Genomic DNA, 14,968 nt, shown 5'->3' on the forward strand with positions numbered 1-14,968 from the left:
ATCGGTCTGCCTTCGTTGCTCGCCCCCGCCCTGTGCCCCCGAAGGGGAAGGAGGTTGGGACGAAATTTTACCGGGCCTCGCTGAACGTTGCCTTGAGCCAACTGGGCGCAGGGCAGCTGATCTGGCCCTCCAGCGAGCCAAGCGCGCGTTTGCGCACGTCAGGCCATTCCTCCACCAGTAGCGACAGGATCACGATGTCCCGCCAGGAGCCGTCAACCCGCTGGGATGAGCGCCGGCGGGTTCCTTCGACGGTGAAGCCGAAGCGGGTCAGGGAGGTCAGGGAGCGGTGGTTGCGGGGGTCGACGTCGCATTCGATCCGGCCTGCCCCGCGGGCGAACAGCCAGTCCAACAGTGCGGCCTTCACTTCGTGGTTGGCCTTCATGCCCCAGAAGGCGGGGCTGATGACGGTCCGGCCGATCTTGACCCGCTCGGCGCGGGCGTGCGATTCAGTAATGCCGGTCGTGCCGACGAACAGCGGGCCGCCGGGCAGGCCGGTGTAGTGGATGGCGAAGATCCGCAGGCCCTCGTGCCGGCGGCGAATGTAGGCCAGCAGCTCGTCGCGGCTGGCCGGGCGCTGGTCGCCGTCACCGAAGCCTTGGGCCCAGATGCGGTCGTTGGTCAAGATATCCGCCAGTGGGTCGATGTGGTCGGCGGCGAACGGGCTCAGGACAAAGCGGCGGGTTGCCGTGGGAAGGGTCGGCAGGATGTGGGGGAGACGCAGTGCCATGGCGGCCTTTCAGAGCTCGGAAAACGCAGCGGGAGCTGGCCGGTCGGCCGTTCTGATCCCTTGTGTGCGGCCGGAGATCACATCGTCGTCGACGACGAAGAATTACGGGTAAACGGCACCTGAATTCCCGCCTGACCAGCACCTACGCATGTTTACTAGTGACGGGGGCGGTGAGTTAACGGGCTGGTCCCTCATGCATTGACGGACACGCCATACTCTCCGAGAAGAAAGCTGGACCATGATCGAGGCACACGGCCTGACCAAGACATACGGAAAGCGCACCGCCGTGGACGGCGTCACGTTCACCGTCCAGCCCGGGCGCGTCACCGGCTTCCTTGGCCCCAACGGCGCCGGCAAGTCCACCACGATGCGCCTGATTTTGGGGCTGGACCGGCCAACCTCAGGTCGGGTGCTCGTCAATGGCCGCCCGTACGCGGAGCACTCGTCGCCGCTGAAAGAAGTCGGCGCCCTGCTGGACGCCAAGGCCCTCCACCCGGCCCGCAGCGCCGTCAAGCATCTGTCTGTCCTGGCCGCCACCCACGGCATCCACCGCAGCCGGGTCGATGAAGTCATGGCGATGACGGGAATCACGGACACTGCCCGGAAACGCGTCAAAGGATTCTCCCTCGGCATGGGCCAGCGGCTCGGCATTGCCGCAGCCCTCCTGGGCGACCCCAGAACCGTCATCTTCGATGAGCCGGTGAACGGACTGGACCCCGAAGGGGTCCAGTGGGTCCGCACCCTCTCCCGTCACCTCGCCTCCGAGGGCAGGGCGGTCTTCCTGTCTTCGCATCTGATGAGCGAGATGGCGCAGACCGCAGACCACCTGATCGTCATCGGTAGGGGTCGGATCATCGCGGACGCTCCGGTTGCTGAGATCCTGGCCCAGGGGCAGGACAGGATGCTGGTCCGCAGCGACCAACTGGATGAGCTGAGGGCCGGACTTGCCGCCGGCGGGATCGCCTTCCGGGAACTGAAGCCCGGTCTGTTGGAGGTCTCCGGCGCCGAGCCCCGGCAGATCGCCTGGATTGCGCGGGAGCACGATGCTTTGATCCACGAGCTGACCCCGGTCCGGGCCTCACTTGAAGAGGCGTACATGGAGCTGACCCGAGACGACGTTGAATACCGCTCCGGCGCGCTGGCCGGAGCAGGAGAGGGAACCCGATGACCACCACCGCACCCGCCAGCCGCCGCGAAGCGGCCGCCGGCCGCCAAGACAACGACGCACGACTGACCTTCCTCCGGGCCGTGCACGCCGAATGGATCAAGCTGACCTCGCTGCGCTCGAGCTACGTCATCCTTACTATCACCCTGCTCGGCATGGTCGGTGTCTGCATGCTCAAAGCCTTCTCCGTGGCCGATATGGCTTCCGGTTTTGCTGCTGCCTACGGCGGGCAGACGGGCGAAGGACAGGACGGCATCCTGGCGGAGTTCGGCATCTTAGCGCGGGAGGTCCCCTCCGCGGGAATCGTCATTGCCCAGTTCCTGATCGCCTCCCTGGCTGTCATGCAGATCGGCGCCGAATACGGCACCCGCATGATCACCACGACGCTCACCGTCGTGCCCCGACGGATCACCGCGGTGCTGGCCAAGACGCTCGTCATCGCCGGAACCGCCTTCATCGTCGGCATCGTCGGGGCACTGGTCTCCTATGTGCTGGCCCAGCTGATCCTGGCGCCACAGGGTCTGAGCTACGCGCTCACCGCTGACGGTGTAATCCCGAGCGTCCTCAGCACCGGCGTATACCTTGCCCTGGTCGCCGTCCTGGGCCTGGGCATAGGCGCGCTGCTCCGGAACAGCGCTGGCGGCATCGTCACCACCTTGGGAATCCTCATCATCCTCCCGATCATCGTGGCGATCCTCTCTGGGGTGAGCGATGTCTCCAGGGACATCAGCCTGTTCCTGCCCGCGTCCGCCGGCAACGACATGGTCGCAATCCGCACCCCGCAGGATCATCTGACCCAGATCCAGGGCGGCCTCGTCGTGCTCGTCTGGGCGGCGGTGGCCCTGGCGGGGGCACTGGTCACGGTGAAGCAGCGGGACGCTTGATACGGGTGGCGAACTTCAGCCAGAAACCGCACTACCCCGACTCAACCGAAACCGACGTCCGCTGATACGCGGCCGGATCCAAACACCACACCGTTGAAGGAGCACCACATGTCTGATCCTTATCACCGCCCGCAGGGCACCGGCCAGCAGCTGTGGCCGAGCGAACAGCCGCGGCAGAGCACGGGGTGGGCGTCGAACCCGTACGCCGCTCCGGCGTACCCGGGCGCGGCGTCCGGGCCGGTACCGCTCTGGGCACCCCTGTATAGCGCGAGCTTCGGAGAGGCAGTGGCGCGCTTCTTCATGAAGTATGCCACGTTCTCCGGACGCGCCAGCCGGAGCGAATACTGGTGGTGGGCGCTCGTCTCCGGTGTTGTCTCCGGCGTGACGAACCTCCTCATGCTGGCCGGCCGCTCCGGCGGGGGGAAACTCGGCGCCGTCTACTTTGTCGGGCTCGCGCTCGCCGGCATTTGGCTTCTGGCCACCTTCATCCCGTCCCTTGCCCTCCTGGTCCGTCGCCTCCACGACTCGAACCGCAGCGGCTGGATGGTCCTCCTCAGCTTCGTCCCGTTTATCGGCGGCCTCGTCCTCCTCGTGTTCACCCTGCAGGATTCCAAGCCTGAGGGCCAGCGGTTCGACGTCCCCACCTGGAAAACGGGCGCCGTACGCTGAACCGCGGGCTCGTCAGCCTCACGGAACCGTGATCTTTATCCCGGCCACTGCCCCACGCCATGCACCGGTCGGGTCGTGCCGGGTCAGTTGGGCTCCGATGGGTCCCTTCCGCAGCAGGACGACCCTCGACAGGACCCCCGAACAATCGACGTCCAGGGACAGCGGCTCGGCCCCATCTTGGGAGAGGAAAATCTGGGCGCTGGGCGTGCCAACACATGCCGCGGTGACCGTGTACGGACCCGCAGTCGTCACCGTCGCGGATTTTCTGAAGCCGACCCCCGGCCCGTCAGCCGGTCCGTCGTCGGCAAGGAGAAGTGGGCCTTGCGCCGTGGCCAGGCGCCGGTGCAGTTCGTCGTAGTTGCCCGCCTCCACGTCAATAATTTCCGGCGCCTTCGTCGGGACGGAGGGCGCGGGTCGCTGACTTTGCCCGACCGCCGTCGGACGTGGATCCCCATCGCTCTCGTAGGCGCAGGAAGCCAAGCCGCCGGTCAGAAGCATGCCAATAATGAATGCCACAGCGCAGCGGGCTGTCCTCGTTCCCCCAGGTCCAAGCATGGGCCGAGTCTACGGGCGGTCCTTGGAAATACAAGTTATCGCGTTTCCAGATGTTGGCGCGCCCGGCGAAATTACGCGGCTGCCTCACCGTTTGCGGTTGTCAACGTAAACGACAGAACCCCCGGAAATCGTTGATTTCCGGGGGTTCTTACCGAGCTTCCTGCCAGAATCGAACTGGCGACCTTCTCATTACGAGTGAGACGCTCTACCAACTGAGCTAAGGAAGCAACCACGTGAAAGCCCGGCGAACCGGGCGGATCATGCAAGAGACAACTCTAATAGAGTCCCTGCGTCCGGGTCAAAATGAACGCTCGCAGTCCCCCGCCGTCGGGAAGAAAGTGCCTAGCAGACGGTGTTGTCCGCCGGGACCTTGCCGTCCACGAAGTAATCATCGACGGCGTTGCCGATGCAGCTGTTGGAGCGGCCGTAGGCCGTGTGGCCCTCACCCTTCCACGTCAGCAGCGAGGCATTCCCGAGCTGCTTGCGCAGGGCGCGGGCCCATTCGATCGGGGTGGCCGGATCGCCGGTGGTGCCCACAACAACAATCGGGGCCGAACCCTTGTACTCCACCGGGGCAGGGGTCCGCACGTTCTTGTAGGGCCAGTCCTTGCAGTTGGTTCCGCCGTAGGCGAAGTAATAACCCAGCGTCGGCGAGAGCTGGCGCAGCTTTTGGTCCTCGGCCCGCATGGACGCGGTGTCAGAGACCATCGGGTAGTCCAGGCAGTTGATGGCGTTGAAGGCGAAGGTGCTGTTCGACGTGTAGGTGCCGTTGGGGTCCCGGTCGGCGCCGAAGTCGGCAAGCTGCATCATGCCCGTGCCGTCGCCGGACAAGGCCTGCCCGAGCGCCCGGGTGAGGATCGGCCAGTTTTCGTTGTTATAGAGCGGGATGATGAGGCCGTTGACGAACGTCGTGCCCGAGACCTTCCGGCCGTCCTTCACGGGCAGCGGGTTGGTTTCCGCGGCGTTGATGGCGTTGCGGATCTGCTGGACGCCGTTCTCGGTGCTGCCCGTGAGCGGGCATCCGGACGTTTGCTGGCAGTTGGCGACGTAGGTGTGGAGGGCCTTATCGAAGGCCACCGTCTGGCCCCGGGTCAGTTCCTCGTTGCTCAGTGACGGGTCAAGGGCGCCGTCGAGGACCAGCCGGCCGACGTTGTCCGGGAACAGCGACGCGTAGGTGGCGCCCAGGAGGGTCCCGTAGGAATAGCCCAGGTAGTTCAGCTTGGTGTCATTGGCCACTCCGCGCAGGATGTCGAGGTCCTTGGCGGCGCTGACCGTATCGATGTGGCCCAGGACCGGACCGGTTTTCTCCGCGCATTTGGCCGCGATGGCCTTGTTGTCCGCCAGGGCGGCGTTCAGCCCGGCGTCCGTGTCCAGGGCGTAAGTCTTGGCGCGGGATGCGTCGCGTTCCTTGTCCGTGAGGCAGGTGACGGGAGCGGAGCGCTTCACGCCGCGGGGGTCGAAGCCCACAATGTCGTACGCGGACCGGACCTTCTCCGAAATGTTGGTGTTAGCCGCGTCCCTGACGAAGTCGTAGCCCGAGCCGCCCGGGCCGCCCGGGTTGACCAGCAGGGTGCCCTTCTTGTCGCCCTTCGTGGCGAGCTTGATGACGGCAAGTTCAATGCTGTCGCCGTCAGGCTTGCTGTAGTCCAGCGGGACCTTAACCTTGGCACACTGGAAGCTGCCCTCGCACGGCTTCCAATCGAGCTGCTGGGAATAGAAGCTGCGCAGTTCCGCCGGCGCCGCAGCCGCGATTGAGGGGTCCGGCTGGCCCGCTGCCGCGCCCGGTGTTGCGGCACTGGACCCACCGCCGCTGCCACCGCCGAAAAGGCTGCACGAGGCCAGTGTCAGGGCCACGGCCACGGCTCCGACGGCCCGCATGCCGATCGCCAGGGATCGGGTTCTCGCGGACTGGGGTCGAGCAGGCTTCATGCGATTCTCCTTGGAGGATAGGAACGAAAGCGAAGATGTTCTGGGGAGCGGCCGGGGCCGTCAAATCAGGCTGGAAGCCATGGACTCGATCGCCAGCAGGGGAGCCACGTTGGTGGTGGTGATCCGTTTGCGGGCCTTGTTGATGGCGTCCATGCGGCCAAGGGTCACTTCGGCGGTGGAACGGGAAGCGAAGTCTTCGAGTTCACTTCTGAGTTCAAGGTTGACGAGTTCCACGGCGTTCCCCATCTGGATGATCAGGACATCCCGGTAAAAGGACAGCAGGTCCGTCAGCGTGCGGTCAAGGGAATCGGTGACGGAGCGCTTGGCGCGGCGTTTCTGGTCGTCCTCGAGTTGCTTGACCTGGCCCCGCATGGCCGGCGGCAGCGTGCCGCTTTCGGGCGCCCCGAGCGTGGCCAACAGCGCGGTCTTCTCGGCGGCATCGCGCTCGTCATTCGAGCTGGTGGCTTCCTCGGTGGCGATCTTGACCAGCTTCTCGGCCATCATGACCGCTGCCGTGACGCCGCGGAGGGACAACGGAAACCGCACGGTTTCGAGGCGGCGCTCACGGGCTTCGGGGTCCCGGGCCAGGCGGCGTGCGATTCCGACGTGGCTTTGCGCGGCACGGGCAGCGCGCTCGGCAACCGCCGGGTCGACGCCGTCGCGCTTGACCAGCAGGGCCGCGACGTCCGCGGCGGGCGGCAGCCGCAGCGCCACCGCACGGCAGCGGGAGCGGATGGTCACGAGGACGTCGGCGGGGGAGGGCGCGCAAAGCATCCAGACGGTGCGGGGGGTGGGTTCCTCGATGGCTTTGAGCAGGACGTTGGTGGTCCGCTCGGCCATCCGGTCCGCATCCTCCACCACGATGATCCGCCACCGTCCCGACGACGGGCGGTTTCCGGCGGTGGCCACGAGCTCGCGAGCCTCGTCGATGGTGATGGTGACTTTCTCCGTGCGCACGAATGCGACGTCGGAATGGGTTTCGCCGAGGATGGTCAGGCAGGCCGGGCATTCGCCGCAGCCGCGCAGGCCCACGTCCTCCTGGTCACAGTTCAATGCCGCGGCGAAGGCCTTCGCGGCGTTGGAGCGGCCGGAACCGGGCGGCCCGGTGAAAAGCCACGCATGGGTGAGCCCTTCGCCCTGGGCTGCTTGGCGCAGCTGGGCCACCACGGCGTCCTGGCCCTGGAGATCGTCCCAGACGGTCATGCCGTGCGGCTTTGGGCGACGGCCAGCAGGGACTCGACGCGCTCGAAGATCCGTGCGGCGAGTTCGGCGACGGGCAGGCGGGCGGGCAGCACCAGATAGGCTTCCGGCCGGGCCGAGGCCAGGTCCAGGAAGGCTGCCCGGATCCTGGCATGGAATTCGTCGGCCTCGGACTCGAGGCGGTCTTCGGCGGCATCGCCGGCCGTGCGCCGTTGCCGGCCGACGGCGGGCTCGACGTCGAGAAGAACTGTCAGGTCCGGCTGCAGGCCCGACGTCGCCCAGGCGTTGATGTCCCGGACCGCGTCCGTTCCAAGGCCCCGGCCGGCGCCCTGGTAAGCCACCGAAGAGTCAATGTACCGGTCCGTCAGGACGATCTCGCCGCGTTCCAGGGCGGGCCGGATGACCTGGCTCGCGTGCGCGGCCCGGGACGCCGCGAAAATCAGAGCCTCGGTGTGGGCATCGATGTGGCCGTGGCCGTGATCCAGAACTAAGGAGCGCAGCTTCTCACCGATCGGCGTGCCGCCCGGTTCCCGGGTCCGCAGCACGGTGAAGCCGCGCGAATTCAGAGCTTTGGCGAGTTCAGCCGCCTGGGTGGACTTGCCGGCGCCGTCTCCGCCCTCGAAGGCAATGAACAGTCCGGGCAACGGTCTGGGCAACAGTTGAGGGGACGCTCCGGGGCTCTGGGTAGTCACGGTTCTAGACTACCGACAATCACCGACACCGGAGATGCGGCGTAACGGCTTGGGTACGCTGCGGGGCGCCCACGTACCCTGATGCCATGAGTCTTTCTGAAGAGCAGGCGGCCACGCTTTCGCCGGATTCCCTGGTTGTGGCGGCAGGGCGCCCGCCGCGCACCCGCGACGAGCCGGTCAACCCGCCGCTGGTGCTGTCCTCGACCTACTTCGGCACGGGACCGCTGGGCGACGGCGACCGCGGTTACGGCCGGTATTCCAATCCCACGTGGGACCCCTTCGAAGAGGCATTGGGCCAATTGGAGGGCGCGGAGCTGCCTGGCCTGCTCTACGCCTCGGGACTCGCCGCCGTCAGTTCGGCGCTGTCCCTGGTGCCGGCGCAGGGCGTGCTCGTGATGCCGTCGCACAGCTACGCGGGCTCGGTCACCATGGCCACCGAGATGGCGGACAAGGGGTTCCTGGAATTGCGGACGGTGGACATCGCGGACACCGACGCCGTCCTGGCCGCACTTGCCCCGGCCGGCGGGCGGCCCGCCAGCATGCTGTGGCTGGAGAGCCCCACCAACCCCATGCTCGGCATCGCGGACATGCGGGCTCTGACCGCCGCGGCCCATGAGGCCGGCGCAATCGTCGTCACGGACAACACCTTTTCCACCCCGCTGGTGCAGCAGCCGCTGGCCCTGGGCTCCGACGTCGTACTGCATTCGGTGACCAAGTACCTGTCCGGGCACTCCGACGTCGTGCTCGGGGCGCTGGTGACGTCCGACGCCGATCTCCGCGCCTCGCTGCTGCACCACCGCACCATCCACGGCGGAATCGCAGGGCCGTTCGAGGCGTGGCTGGCGCTGCGCGGGCTCCGCACCCTGGCCCTGCGGATCGAACGCTCGCAGGCGTCGGCCCGCGTCCTGGCCGAACGGCTGAGCGGCCACCCGGGGGTCGCCGGCATCCGCTTCCCGGGGCTGGCCTCGGACCCCGGCCACGAGCGGGCCAAGGCCCAGATGAAGGGTTTCGGTTCCGTCCTGTGTATCGAGGTGGCGCCGGTTGCCGGTCAGAACGGTGGCCACAGCGGCGCCGAGGCGGCCGACCGCATGATCCGGGCCCTGAAACTCTGGCTGCCGGCGACGTCCCTGGGCGGGGTGGAGTCACTGATCGAACGCCGGCGCCGGCACACGGCCGAGCCGGAGAGCGTGCCGGACAACCTGGTCCGGATGAGCGTGGGAATTGAAAACGTGGAAGACCTTTGGGCCGATTTGGAACAGGCATTGAGGACGCTGGGCGGCTAGGCTGGGGGAGTGGACGGACGCATACTCATTTCCTTTGTCGAATACGGGATCTACCTGGTCCTGGCCGTCGTGGCCTTTGCCCTGGAGGCCTGGGCGTTTTTCGACTGCCTCCGGCACAAGGCCAACGCGTTCGAGGCAGTATCGAAACGGACCAAGACCTTCTGGCTGGCCCTGACGGGCGGCGCGTTCGCGGTGGGCCTGTTCTCCCTTCTTTCGCAACTGAGCGGCGGTGGCGGCGCCGGGTCGCTCGGAATTTTCGGGCTGGCGGCCGTGACGGCCGCGTCCGTGTACCTCGCGGACGTCCGTCCCGCGGTCAAGGACGCCGGCCGCGGCCGCAACATGGGCCCCTACGGCCCCTGGTAGTCCCCACCGGCCCCCTAAGCTCGAAGCTCGCAAGCTCGCTCAGGGAACCCCGCCGGCGTGGGCCCACCCACCGGTTCCCTGAGCTCGCAAGCTCGCTCAGGGAACCCTGCCGGTGTGGGCCCGTTTAAGTCCTTCCAGAGCACTAACTCCCCGGTGCCACGGCTTCCCAGCCGACCGTCACTTCGCCCAGCCGCCAGCGCGACGGGCCGTTCTGGACGGGCCAGCCGGCGTCGAGCAGTGCACGGCACATTGCTGTGAAGCGCTGGCTGTTCCCGAACGCCGCCAGCGGCGCCGCCTCCAGCCAGGCCCGGTCCATCGCCTGAAGGTAGGCGTGGATTTTCTCGCCGGGCACGTTGCGGTGGATCAGGGCCTTCGGCAGCCGTTCGGCGACGTCCGAGGGCAGCGTGAAGGCACCGAAGCGCATGGACACGCTGAGGCTCAGCGGCCGCTCGGCGTCGAGCGCCACCCAGGCGGCGCGGCGCCCGATTTCATCGCACGTGCCGTCGATGAACAGCCCGCCCGGGGCGAGGCGGTCCTGCACGAGCCGCCAGATGCCGGGCACATCGGCTTCCTCGTATTGCCGCAGCACGTTGAAGGCGCGGACCAGCACGGGATCTCCGGCCACGGGCAGTTCAAAGCCACCCAGCTGGAAACTCAGGCCGGGCCGTTCCAGTGCCTGGGCCTGCCGGACCCGTTCCGGTTCGATCTCGATTCCCGTCACCCGCATGTCCGGGCGCACGGCGGAGAGACGGTCGAAGAGCTCGACGGCGGTGGCCGGCGAGGCGCCGTAGCCGAGGTCGACGGCGAGCGGATGGGCCGCGGCTCGCAGCCGCCAGGCCTGCGGCCCGGTCAGCCAGCGGTCCACGCGGCGCATTCGGTTGGGGTTCGTGGTGCCACGGGTCACGTTGCCCACGGGCCTGCCGCCACGCGCGCCGCCTCTCGTTCCGCCCTGGTTCCGGGGGGACAGCACCCGCTCAGCCTTCTGCACCACCGCCCAAGCCTATCCTGCACGCCTCAAAGCAACGCGGGGTCAGATCCGGCCCATGTCGGGCGCCGGGATGGGCGCGATGTGACCCCGCGTTGCAGTGAAGCGCGCACCGTCAACCGCACCCTGTAACGCTCTGCGCTGTGTCCGGGGGCTCGGCTAGGATGAAAACCATGACCTACAAGCTGATTCTGCTGCGCCACGGCCACAGCGAATGGAACGCCAAGAACCTGTTCACCGGCTGGGTGGACGTTGACCTGAACGACCAGGGCCGCGCCGAGGCGGTTCGCGGCGGCGAGCTCCTCGTGGAGAACAACATCCTCCCCGACATCCTCTACACCTCGAGGCTGAAGCGGGCCATCAACACGGCAAACCTGGCCCTCGAGAAGGCCGACCGCGGCTGGATCGACGTCAAGCGTGACTGGCGGCTCAACGAGCGCCACTACGGCGCGCTGCAGGGCAAGGACAAGGCCCAGACCCTGGCCGAATTCGGCGAGGAGCAGTTCATGCTGTGGCGCCGGTCCTACGACACCCCGCCGCCGCCCCTGGCCGACGATTCCGAGTTCTCCCAGGTGGGGGACCCGCGTTACGCGGACCTCGGCGACGCCGTCCCGCGCACCGAATGCCTCAAGGATGTGCTGATCCGGCTCATGCCGTACTGGGAATCGGACATCAAGGAGGACCTGCGGGCCGGGAAGACCGTCCTGGTCACCGCCCACGGCAACTCGCTCCGCGCCCTGGTCAAACACCTTGACGGGATCAGCGACGAGGACATCGCAGGCCTGAACATCCCCACCGGCATTCCGCTGGTCTACGAACTGGATGAGGACTTCAAGCCGCTGAACCCGGGTGGCACCTACCTCGACCCCGAGGCCGCCGCCGAGTCCATCAAGGCAGTCGCCAACCAGGGCAAGAAGTAAGCGGCTCCTGCCCCCGAACGGCACGAAGCGCCACACAGCACAGCGCAACAGCACAAACGACGGCGTCCGGTCACCCCCAAGGTGACCGGACGCCGTCGTTGTGCCAGCGGGAAGTCCCTCGTCAGCTGTGTTCGATCGCGTGCGGCTGCCACGCGCCGGTGACCAGGTACGTGACCTTCTGGGCAACGGAGACGCCGTGGTCGGCGAAGCGCTCAAAGTAGCGGCTGGCCAGGGCGACGTCCACCGTGGTGGCCGCCGACTCCTGCCAGTCGCTGCGCGCGATCGCCTTGAAGACGCTCAAGTGAAGGTCGTTGACGGCGTTGTTGGCCTTCAAAATTTCCCGGGCCACGCCGAGGTCGCGGGTGGCGAGCAGCTCCGTGAGCTTCTGGGCGATCAGCAGGTCCTGCTCCGCGAAGCTCTTGAACGTCTCCCGCAACTGATCCGGAACCACATTCGCGGGATACCGCAGGCGCGCCAGCTGGGCGAGGTGGCGGGCGAGGTCGCCCATGCGTTCGAGCGAGGCGCTCATCCGGAGCGAACCAACGAGCATGCGCAGATCACTCGCCACCGGACCCTGGAGGGCCAGGATGTCGATGGCGCGCTCGTCGAGGCTGTTCTGCAGGAAGTCGATGCGGGCATCGGCGGCAATCACGTCCTCAGCGAGGTCGATATCGGCGCCCTCAAATGCCGTCGTCGCCTTGTCGATGGCCTCTGTGACCAGCGTTGAGATCTCGACGAGCTGTTCCCTGACTTGGGCGAGCTCCTCCTGAAAAACCTTACGCACGTGTGCGTCCTTTCCTCGGAAATATTGCCTGCCGTTGAAGGGCGGGCCTATTTCGGTTCACCTAACAGCGCTCCAACGCTCCACTCTTTCAGTGTCCGGTGAACTGTTGAGCGCCAATAGGTGAACGTTAGCTGAACCGGTGCCGGAAACGCAGGAGATTTCAGTTTTGGCCTCGTGGCAGAGCATAAGCTGGAGCCGTGGATCCAATGCTCATCGGCGTGATCGCCGGCCTTATCGGCCTCTCGTTTGGCATGTTCGGCGTCCTCGCATTCCGGGTGAGTGAGCAGCAGCGGCACATTGTCGACGTCGACGTCGACGACCCCTCGCTGCCCGAGGGCGCCGCGGAGGTGCTCGCTGTGCTCGGCCGCGCGTTCGTGGTGGTCGATGCGATCGACGGCGTGGTCCGTGCAAGCCCGGCCGCGTATGCCTATGGCCTGGTCCGCGGCCACACCCTGGTGCACCAGCAGCTGCTGGAAATGACCGCCAAGGTGCGGCGGGACGGCGTCATCCTGGAAAGGCAGCTGGAGCTGCCGCGCGGCCCGCTGGGCCAGGGGACGATCGTTGTGCAGGTCCGGGCAGCGGTGATCACGGAGGAATATATCCTTCTGCTGGCCGACGACCGCACGGAATTCACCCGCACCGAGGAAGTCCGCAACGACTTTGTCGCCAACGTCTCGCACGAGCTGAAGACACCGGTGGGGGCGATCTCCCTCCTGGCCGAGGCCCTCGAATCGTCAGCTGACGACCCCGAGGCCGTGAAGCGCTTCGCCAAACGCATGCATAAGGAATCGACGCGGCTCGCGGCCCTGGTCCAGGACATCATCGAACTTTCGCGGCTGCAGGGCGCCGACGTCGCGCAGCAGGGGCGGCCGGTGGACATCAACACAGTGGTCAGCGAGGCCGTGGACCGTTCCCAGCTGCCGGCCGAGAGCAAGAACATCCAGTTGGTGGTCGGCGGGCACGCGGATGCCAGGGTCTATGGCGACCAGGATCTCCTTGTGACGGCCCTGCGCAACCTGATCGACAACGCCATCCGCTACTCGCCCGAGAACACCAAGGTGGGCATCGGCATCCGGGCCAAGGACGGACTGGTGGCCGTCTCGGTGACGGACCAGGGCGAAGGGCTCAGCCCGGAGGACCAGGAGCGTGTCTTCGAACGCTTCTACCGGGTGGATGCCGCCCGGTCGCGGCACACCGGAGGCACGGGCCTGGGCCTGAGCATCGTCAAACACGTCATTTCCAACCACGGCGGCGAGGTGACCCTGTGGTCCCAGCCCGGCCAAGGTTCCACGTTCACCATTCGACTTCCCGAGATGGAAGGCCAGGGCGACGCCGACGAGGCCGGTAAAGCCGCAGCCCGTCCCTCCGGCCCGGACCCCAGACCGCAACGACGTGACGCCGCCGGCGTCCATGAGCAAGGAGCTACCGCTTGAGCAGGATTCTTATTGTCGAGGACGAGGAGTCCTTCAGCGACCCACTGTCATACCTGCTGGGTAAAGAAGGGTTTGACGTCGCCGTGGTGGACAATGGACTCGACGCCATCACCGAATTCGACCGCAACGGCGCCGACCTCGTGCTCCTGGACCTGCAGCTGCCCGGTCAGTCAGGCACCGAGGTATGCCGCCAGCTCAGGCAGCGCTCCGGGGTTCCCGTCATCATGCTGACGGCCAAGGACTCGGAAATCGACAAGGTGGTAGGGCTCGAGCTGGGCGCCGACGACTACGTCACCAAGCCGTACTCCTCGCGCGAACTCGTCGCCCGGGTGCGGGCTGTCCTGCGGCGCCAGAGCGAGCCGGAGGAACTCGTCTCCAGCACGGTGCAGGCCGGTCCTGTCCGGATGGATATTGAACGCCACGTGGTGAGCGTCGGCGGCGAGCAGGTCGCCTTGCCGCTTAAGGAGTTCGAGCTGCTCGAGATGCTGCTGCGGAACTCCGGCCGGGTCCTGACCCGCGGCCAGCTGATCGACAGGGTCTGGGGCTCGGATTACGTGGGGGACACCAAGACCCTCGACGTCCACGTCAAGCGGCTGCGCAGCAAGATCGAACCGGATGCCTCCGCGCCGCGGTACCTGATCACCGTCCGCGGGCTGGGCTACAAGTTCGAGCCCTAAAAAACACCCTGCGTACGACCACCCCGCAAAAAGAACACACGGCATGCAAAAGGAGGGGCACCCGCAGGTGCCCCTCCTTTTGCAGTGCGTCCCTTGGCGGGGCGTCCAGCCGCGGAGGCTAGGGGCTAACGGTGCTGCTCGGCGTCGGCGTGGCCGTCTCGGTGGAGGTCGCCGTGCTGCTGGCCGTCGGCTCCGACGTCGGCAGGTACTTCTTGTAGTCGACAATCGTGCCGTCCATGACCGGAACCTTGAACTTGGCGTCCTGGTTGGTGCCGTTCTCCGAGATGGTGACCTCGACGATGGCGCCCGGCTTGGCGCCGGCGGGGTTCAGGATAGCCGCGTCAGAGGTGTCGTTGAGCATGGTGTGGGAGTTCTGCTTGACCGGAACCTGGGTCTGCGAGCCGTCTGTGCCCTTGATGGTCAGCACGACGTCCTTGGACGAGGTGTTGTACACGGCGCCGATCACGCGGCCCGGCTTGTCAGCGCCGTCGGCGACGATGATGAAGTTGCGCAGCTGCAGCGGCCCGAGATCAGTGCGGGTTCCGTCCGATGCCGCGTACTGCTGCGAGGTCTGCTGGGGGTTGATGTAGCCGCAACCGGTCAGGGACAACAGGCCGATGCCAAGTGCAGCCGTTGCCATTGCCAGCTTGCCGCGCTGGCCCCGGTTCATCGCAGTGAAACGCACGTCACGCACTCCTCGAG

General features: G+C 66.8%; 16 protein-coding genes and 1 tRNA gene. 8 read left to right on the forward strand and 9 right to left on the reverse strand.

Annotated elements, in window-relative coordinates; genetic code table 11:
* Positions 1–67: 67 nt before the first annotated feature.
* Positions 68–727, reverse strand: coding sequence for a GNAT family N-acetyltransferase (locus AB4Y72_RS09825; protein ID WP_441425974.1), 660 nt, complete (start codon positions 725–727; stop codon positions 68–70).
* A 238-nt stretch (positions 728–965) separates the two neighbouring features.
* Here AB4Y72_RS09825 and AB4Y72_RS09830 point away from each other — a divergent pair, with 238 nt between their 5' ends.
* The 3 genes from AB4Y72_RS09830 (at position 966) to AB4Y72_RS09840 (ending at position 3,445) form a co-directional block, all read left to right on the forward strand.
* Positions 966–1,895, forward strand: coding sequence for an ABC transporter ATP-binding protein (locus tag AB4Y72_RS09830; RefSeq protein WP_441425975.1), 930 nt, complete (start codon positions 966–968; stop codon positions 1,893–1,895).
* On the forward strand, positions 1,892–2,776 hold the full coding sequence (locus AB4Y72_RS09835; RefSeq protein ID WP_441425976.1) for an ABC transporter permease: 885 nt from the start codon (positions 1,892–1,894) through the stop codon (positions 2,774–2,776). The genes AB4Y72_RS09830 and AB4Y72_RS09835 overlap by 4 nt, the downstream gene beginning before the upstream one ends.
* Before the next feature lie 108 nt (positions 2,777–2,884).
* Positions 2,885–3,445, forward strand: a complete 561-nt coding sequence (locus AB4Y72_RS09840; RefSeq protein ID WP_441425977.1) for a DUF805 domain-containing protein — start codon at positions 2,885–2,887, stop codon at positions 3,443–3,445.
* 18 nt (positions 3,446–3,463) lie between these two features.
* Here the strand turns inward: AB4Y72_RS09840 and AB4Y72_RS09845 are convergent, their stop codons facing one another.
* The 5 genes from AB4Y72_RS09845 to tmk form a co-directional block, all read right to left on the reverse strand.
* Positions 3,464–3,961: a hypothetical protein gene (locus tag AB4Y72_RS09845; RefSeq protein WP_441425978.1), complete on the reverse strand. Its 498-nt coding sequence runs from the start codon at positions 3,959–3,961 to the stop codon at positions 3,464–3,466.
* 193 nt (positions 3,962–4,154) lie between these two features.
* Positions 4,155–4,227: transfer RNA gene (locus AB4Y72_RS09850), tRNA-Thr, on the reverse strand.
* A 115-nt stretch (positions 4,228–4,342) separates the two neighbouring features.
* A complete protein-coding gene (locus AB4Y72_RS09855) occupies positions 4,343–5,929 on the reverse strand; it encodes an alpha/beta hydrolase (RefSeq protein WP_441425979.1) in 1,587 nt (528 codons plus the stop codon).
* A gap of 60 nt (positions 5,930–5,989) precedes the next feature.
* Positions 5,990–7,132 carry a DNA polymerase III subunit delta' gene (locus tag AB4Y72_RS09860; RefSeq protein ID WP_441425980.1) on the reverse strand — a complete coding sequence of 381 codons (1,143 nt, stop codon included), beginning with the start codon at positions 7,130–7,132 and terminating at the stop codon, positions 5,990–5,992.
* Positions 7,129–7,821 carry a dTMP kinase gene (gene tmk / locus AB4Y72_RS09865; RefSeq protein ID WP_441425981.1) on the reverse strand — a complete coding sequence of 231 codons (693 nt, stop codon included), beginning with the start codon at positions 7,819–7,821 and terminating at the stop codon, positions 7,129–7,131. Before tmk ends, AB4Y72_RS09860 begins: the two co-directional genes overlap by 4 nt.
* Positions 7,822–7,907: 86 nt before the next feature.
* On the opposite strand from tmk, the gene AB4Y72_RS09870 reads away from it, so the two are divergent.
* Both AB4Y72_RS09870 and AB4Y72_RS09875 read left to right on the forward strand, forming a co-directional pair.
* Entirely contained in the window at positions 7,908–9,104 is a 1,197-nt protein-coding gene (locus AB4Y72_RS09870) for a trans-sulfuration enzyme family protein (RefSeq protein ID WP_441425982.1), read from the forward strand.
* A gap of 9 nt (positions 9,105–9,113) precedes the next feature.
* Positions 9,114–9,467, forward strand: a complete 354-nt coding sequence (locus AB4Y72_RS09875) for a DUF2516 family protein (RefSeq protein ID WP_441425983.1) — start codon at positions 9,114–9,116, stop codon at positions 9,465–9,467.
* 142 nt (positions 9,468–9,609) lie between these two features.
* Here the strand turns inward: AB4Y72_RS09875 and AB4Y72_RS09880 are convergent, their stop codons facing one another.
* Positions 9,610–10,458, reverse strand: coding sequence for a class I SAM-dependent methyltransferase (locus AB4Y72_RS09880; RefSeq protein ID WP_441425984.1), 849 nt, complete (start codon positions 10,456–10,458; stop codon positions 9,610–9,612).
* 167 nt (positions 10,459–10,625) lie between these two features.
* Between AB4Y72_RS09880 and AB4Y72_RS09885 the strand changes: the two genes are divergently transcribed.
* Positions 10,626–11,372, forward strand: coding sequence for a phosphoglyceromutase (locus AB4Y72_RS09885; protein WP_441425985.1), 747 nt, complete (start codon positions 10,626–10,628; stop codon positions 11,370–11,372).
* 121 nt (positions 11,373–11,493) lie between these two features.
* Here the strand turns inward: AB4Y72_RS09885 and phoU are convergent, their stop codons facing one another.
* Complete coding sequence (gene phoU, locus AB4Y72_RS09890) at positions 11,494–12,156, reverse strand: phosphate signaling complex protein PhoU (RefSeq protein WP_441425986.1); 663 nt, start codon at positions 12,154–12,156, stop codon at positions 11,494–11,496.
* A gap of 206 nt (positions 12,157–12,362) precedes the next feature.
* On the opposite strand from phoU, the gene AB4Y72_RS09895 reads away from it, so the two are divergent.
* Positions 12,363–13,589, forward strand: coding sequence for a sensor histidine kinase (locus AB4Y72_RS09895; RefSeq protein WP_441426005.1), 1,227 nt, complete (start codon positions 12,363–12,365; stop codon positions 13,587–13,589).
* On the forward strand, positions 13,586–14,266 hold the full coding sequence (locus tag AB4Y72_RS09900; RefSeq protein ID WP_441425987.1) for a response regulator: 681 nt from the start codon (positions 13,586–13,588) through the stop codon (positions 14,264–14,266). The genes AB4Y72_RS09895 and AB4Y72_RS09900 overlap by 4 nt, the downstream gene beginning before the upstream one ends.
* 118 nt (positions 14,267–14,384) lie before the next feature.
* Here the strand turns inward: AB4Y72_RS09900 and AB4Y72_RS09905 are convergent, their stop codons facing one another.
* A complete protein-coding gene (locus tag AB4Y72_RS09905; RefSeq protein ID WP_441426006.1) occupies positions 14,385–14,936 on the reverse strand; it encodes a hypothetical protein in 552 nt (183 codons plus the stop codon).
* Positions 14,937–14,968: the final 32 nt, after the last annotated feature.

This window comes from Arthrobacter sp. YAF34 (genome assembly GCF_052113245.1).
Classification (GTDB): Bacteria; Actinomycetota; Actinomycetes; order Actinomycetales; family Micrococcaceae; genus Arthrobacter.

What these genes read in the sequence shown, in the direction of transcription:
- AB4Y72_RS09870 (WP_441425982.1), top strand. Translation starts at nt 7,908, where the DNA reads ATGAGTCTTTCTGAAGAGCAGGCGGCCACGCTTTCGCCGGATTCCCTG.
- AB4Y72_RS09860 (WP_441425980.1), bottom strand. Translation starts at nt 7,132, where the DNA reads ATGACCGTCTGGGACGATCTCCAGGGCCAGGACGCCGTGGTGGCCCAG.
- AB4Y72_RS09840 (WP_441425977.1), top strand. Translation starts at nt 2,885, where the DNA reads ATGTCTGATCCTTATCACCGCCCGCAGGGCACCGGCCAGCAGCTGTGG.
- AB4Y72_RS09855 (WP_441425979.1), bottom strand. Translation starts at nt 5,929, where the DNA reads ATGAAGCCTGCTCGACCCCAGTCCGCGAGAACCCGATCCCTGGCGATC.
- AB4Y72_RS09895 (WP_441426005.1), top strand. Translation starts at nt 12,363, where the DNA reads ATGCTCATCGGCGTGATCGCCGGCCTTATCGGCCTCTCGTTTGGCATG.
- AB4Y72_RS09835 (WP_441425976.1), top strand. Translation starts at nt 1,892, where the DNA reads ATGACCACCACCGCACCCGCCAGCCGCCGCGAAGCGGCCGCCGGCCGC.
- AB4Y72_RS09825 (WP_441425974.1), bottom strand. Translation starts at nt 727, where the DNA reads ATGGCACTGCGTCTCCCCCACATCCTGCCGACCCTTCCCACGGCAACC.
- AB4Y72_RS09905 (WP_441426006.1), bottom strand. Translation starts at nt 14,936, where the DNA reads ATGAACCGGGGCCAGCGCGGCAAGCTGGCAATGGCAACGGCTGCACTT.
- AB4Y72_RS09885 (WP_441425985.1), top strand. Translation starts at nt 10,626, where the DNA reads ATGACCTACAAGCTGATTCTGCTGCGCCACGGCCACAGCGAATGGAAC.
- AB4Y72_RS09830 (WP_441425975.1), top strand. Translation starts at nt 966, where the DNA reads ATGATCGAGGCACACGGCCTGACCAAGACATACGGAAAGCGCACCGCC.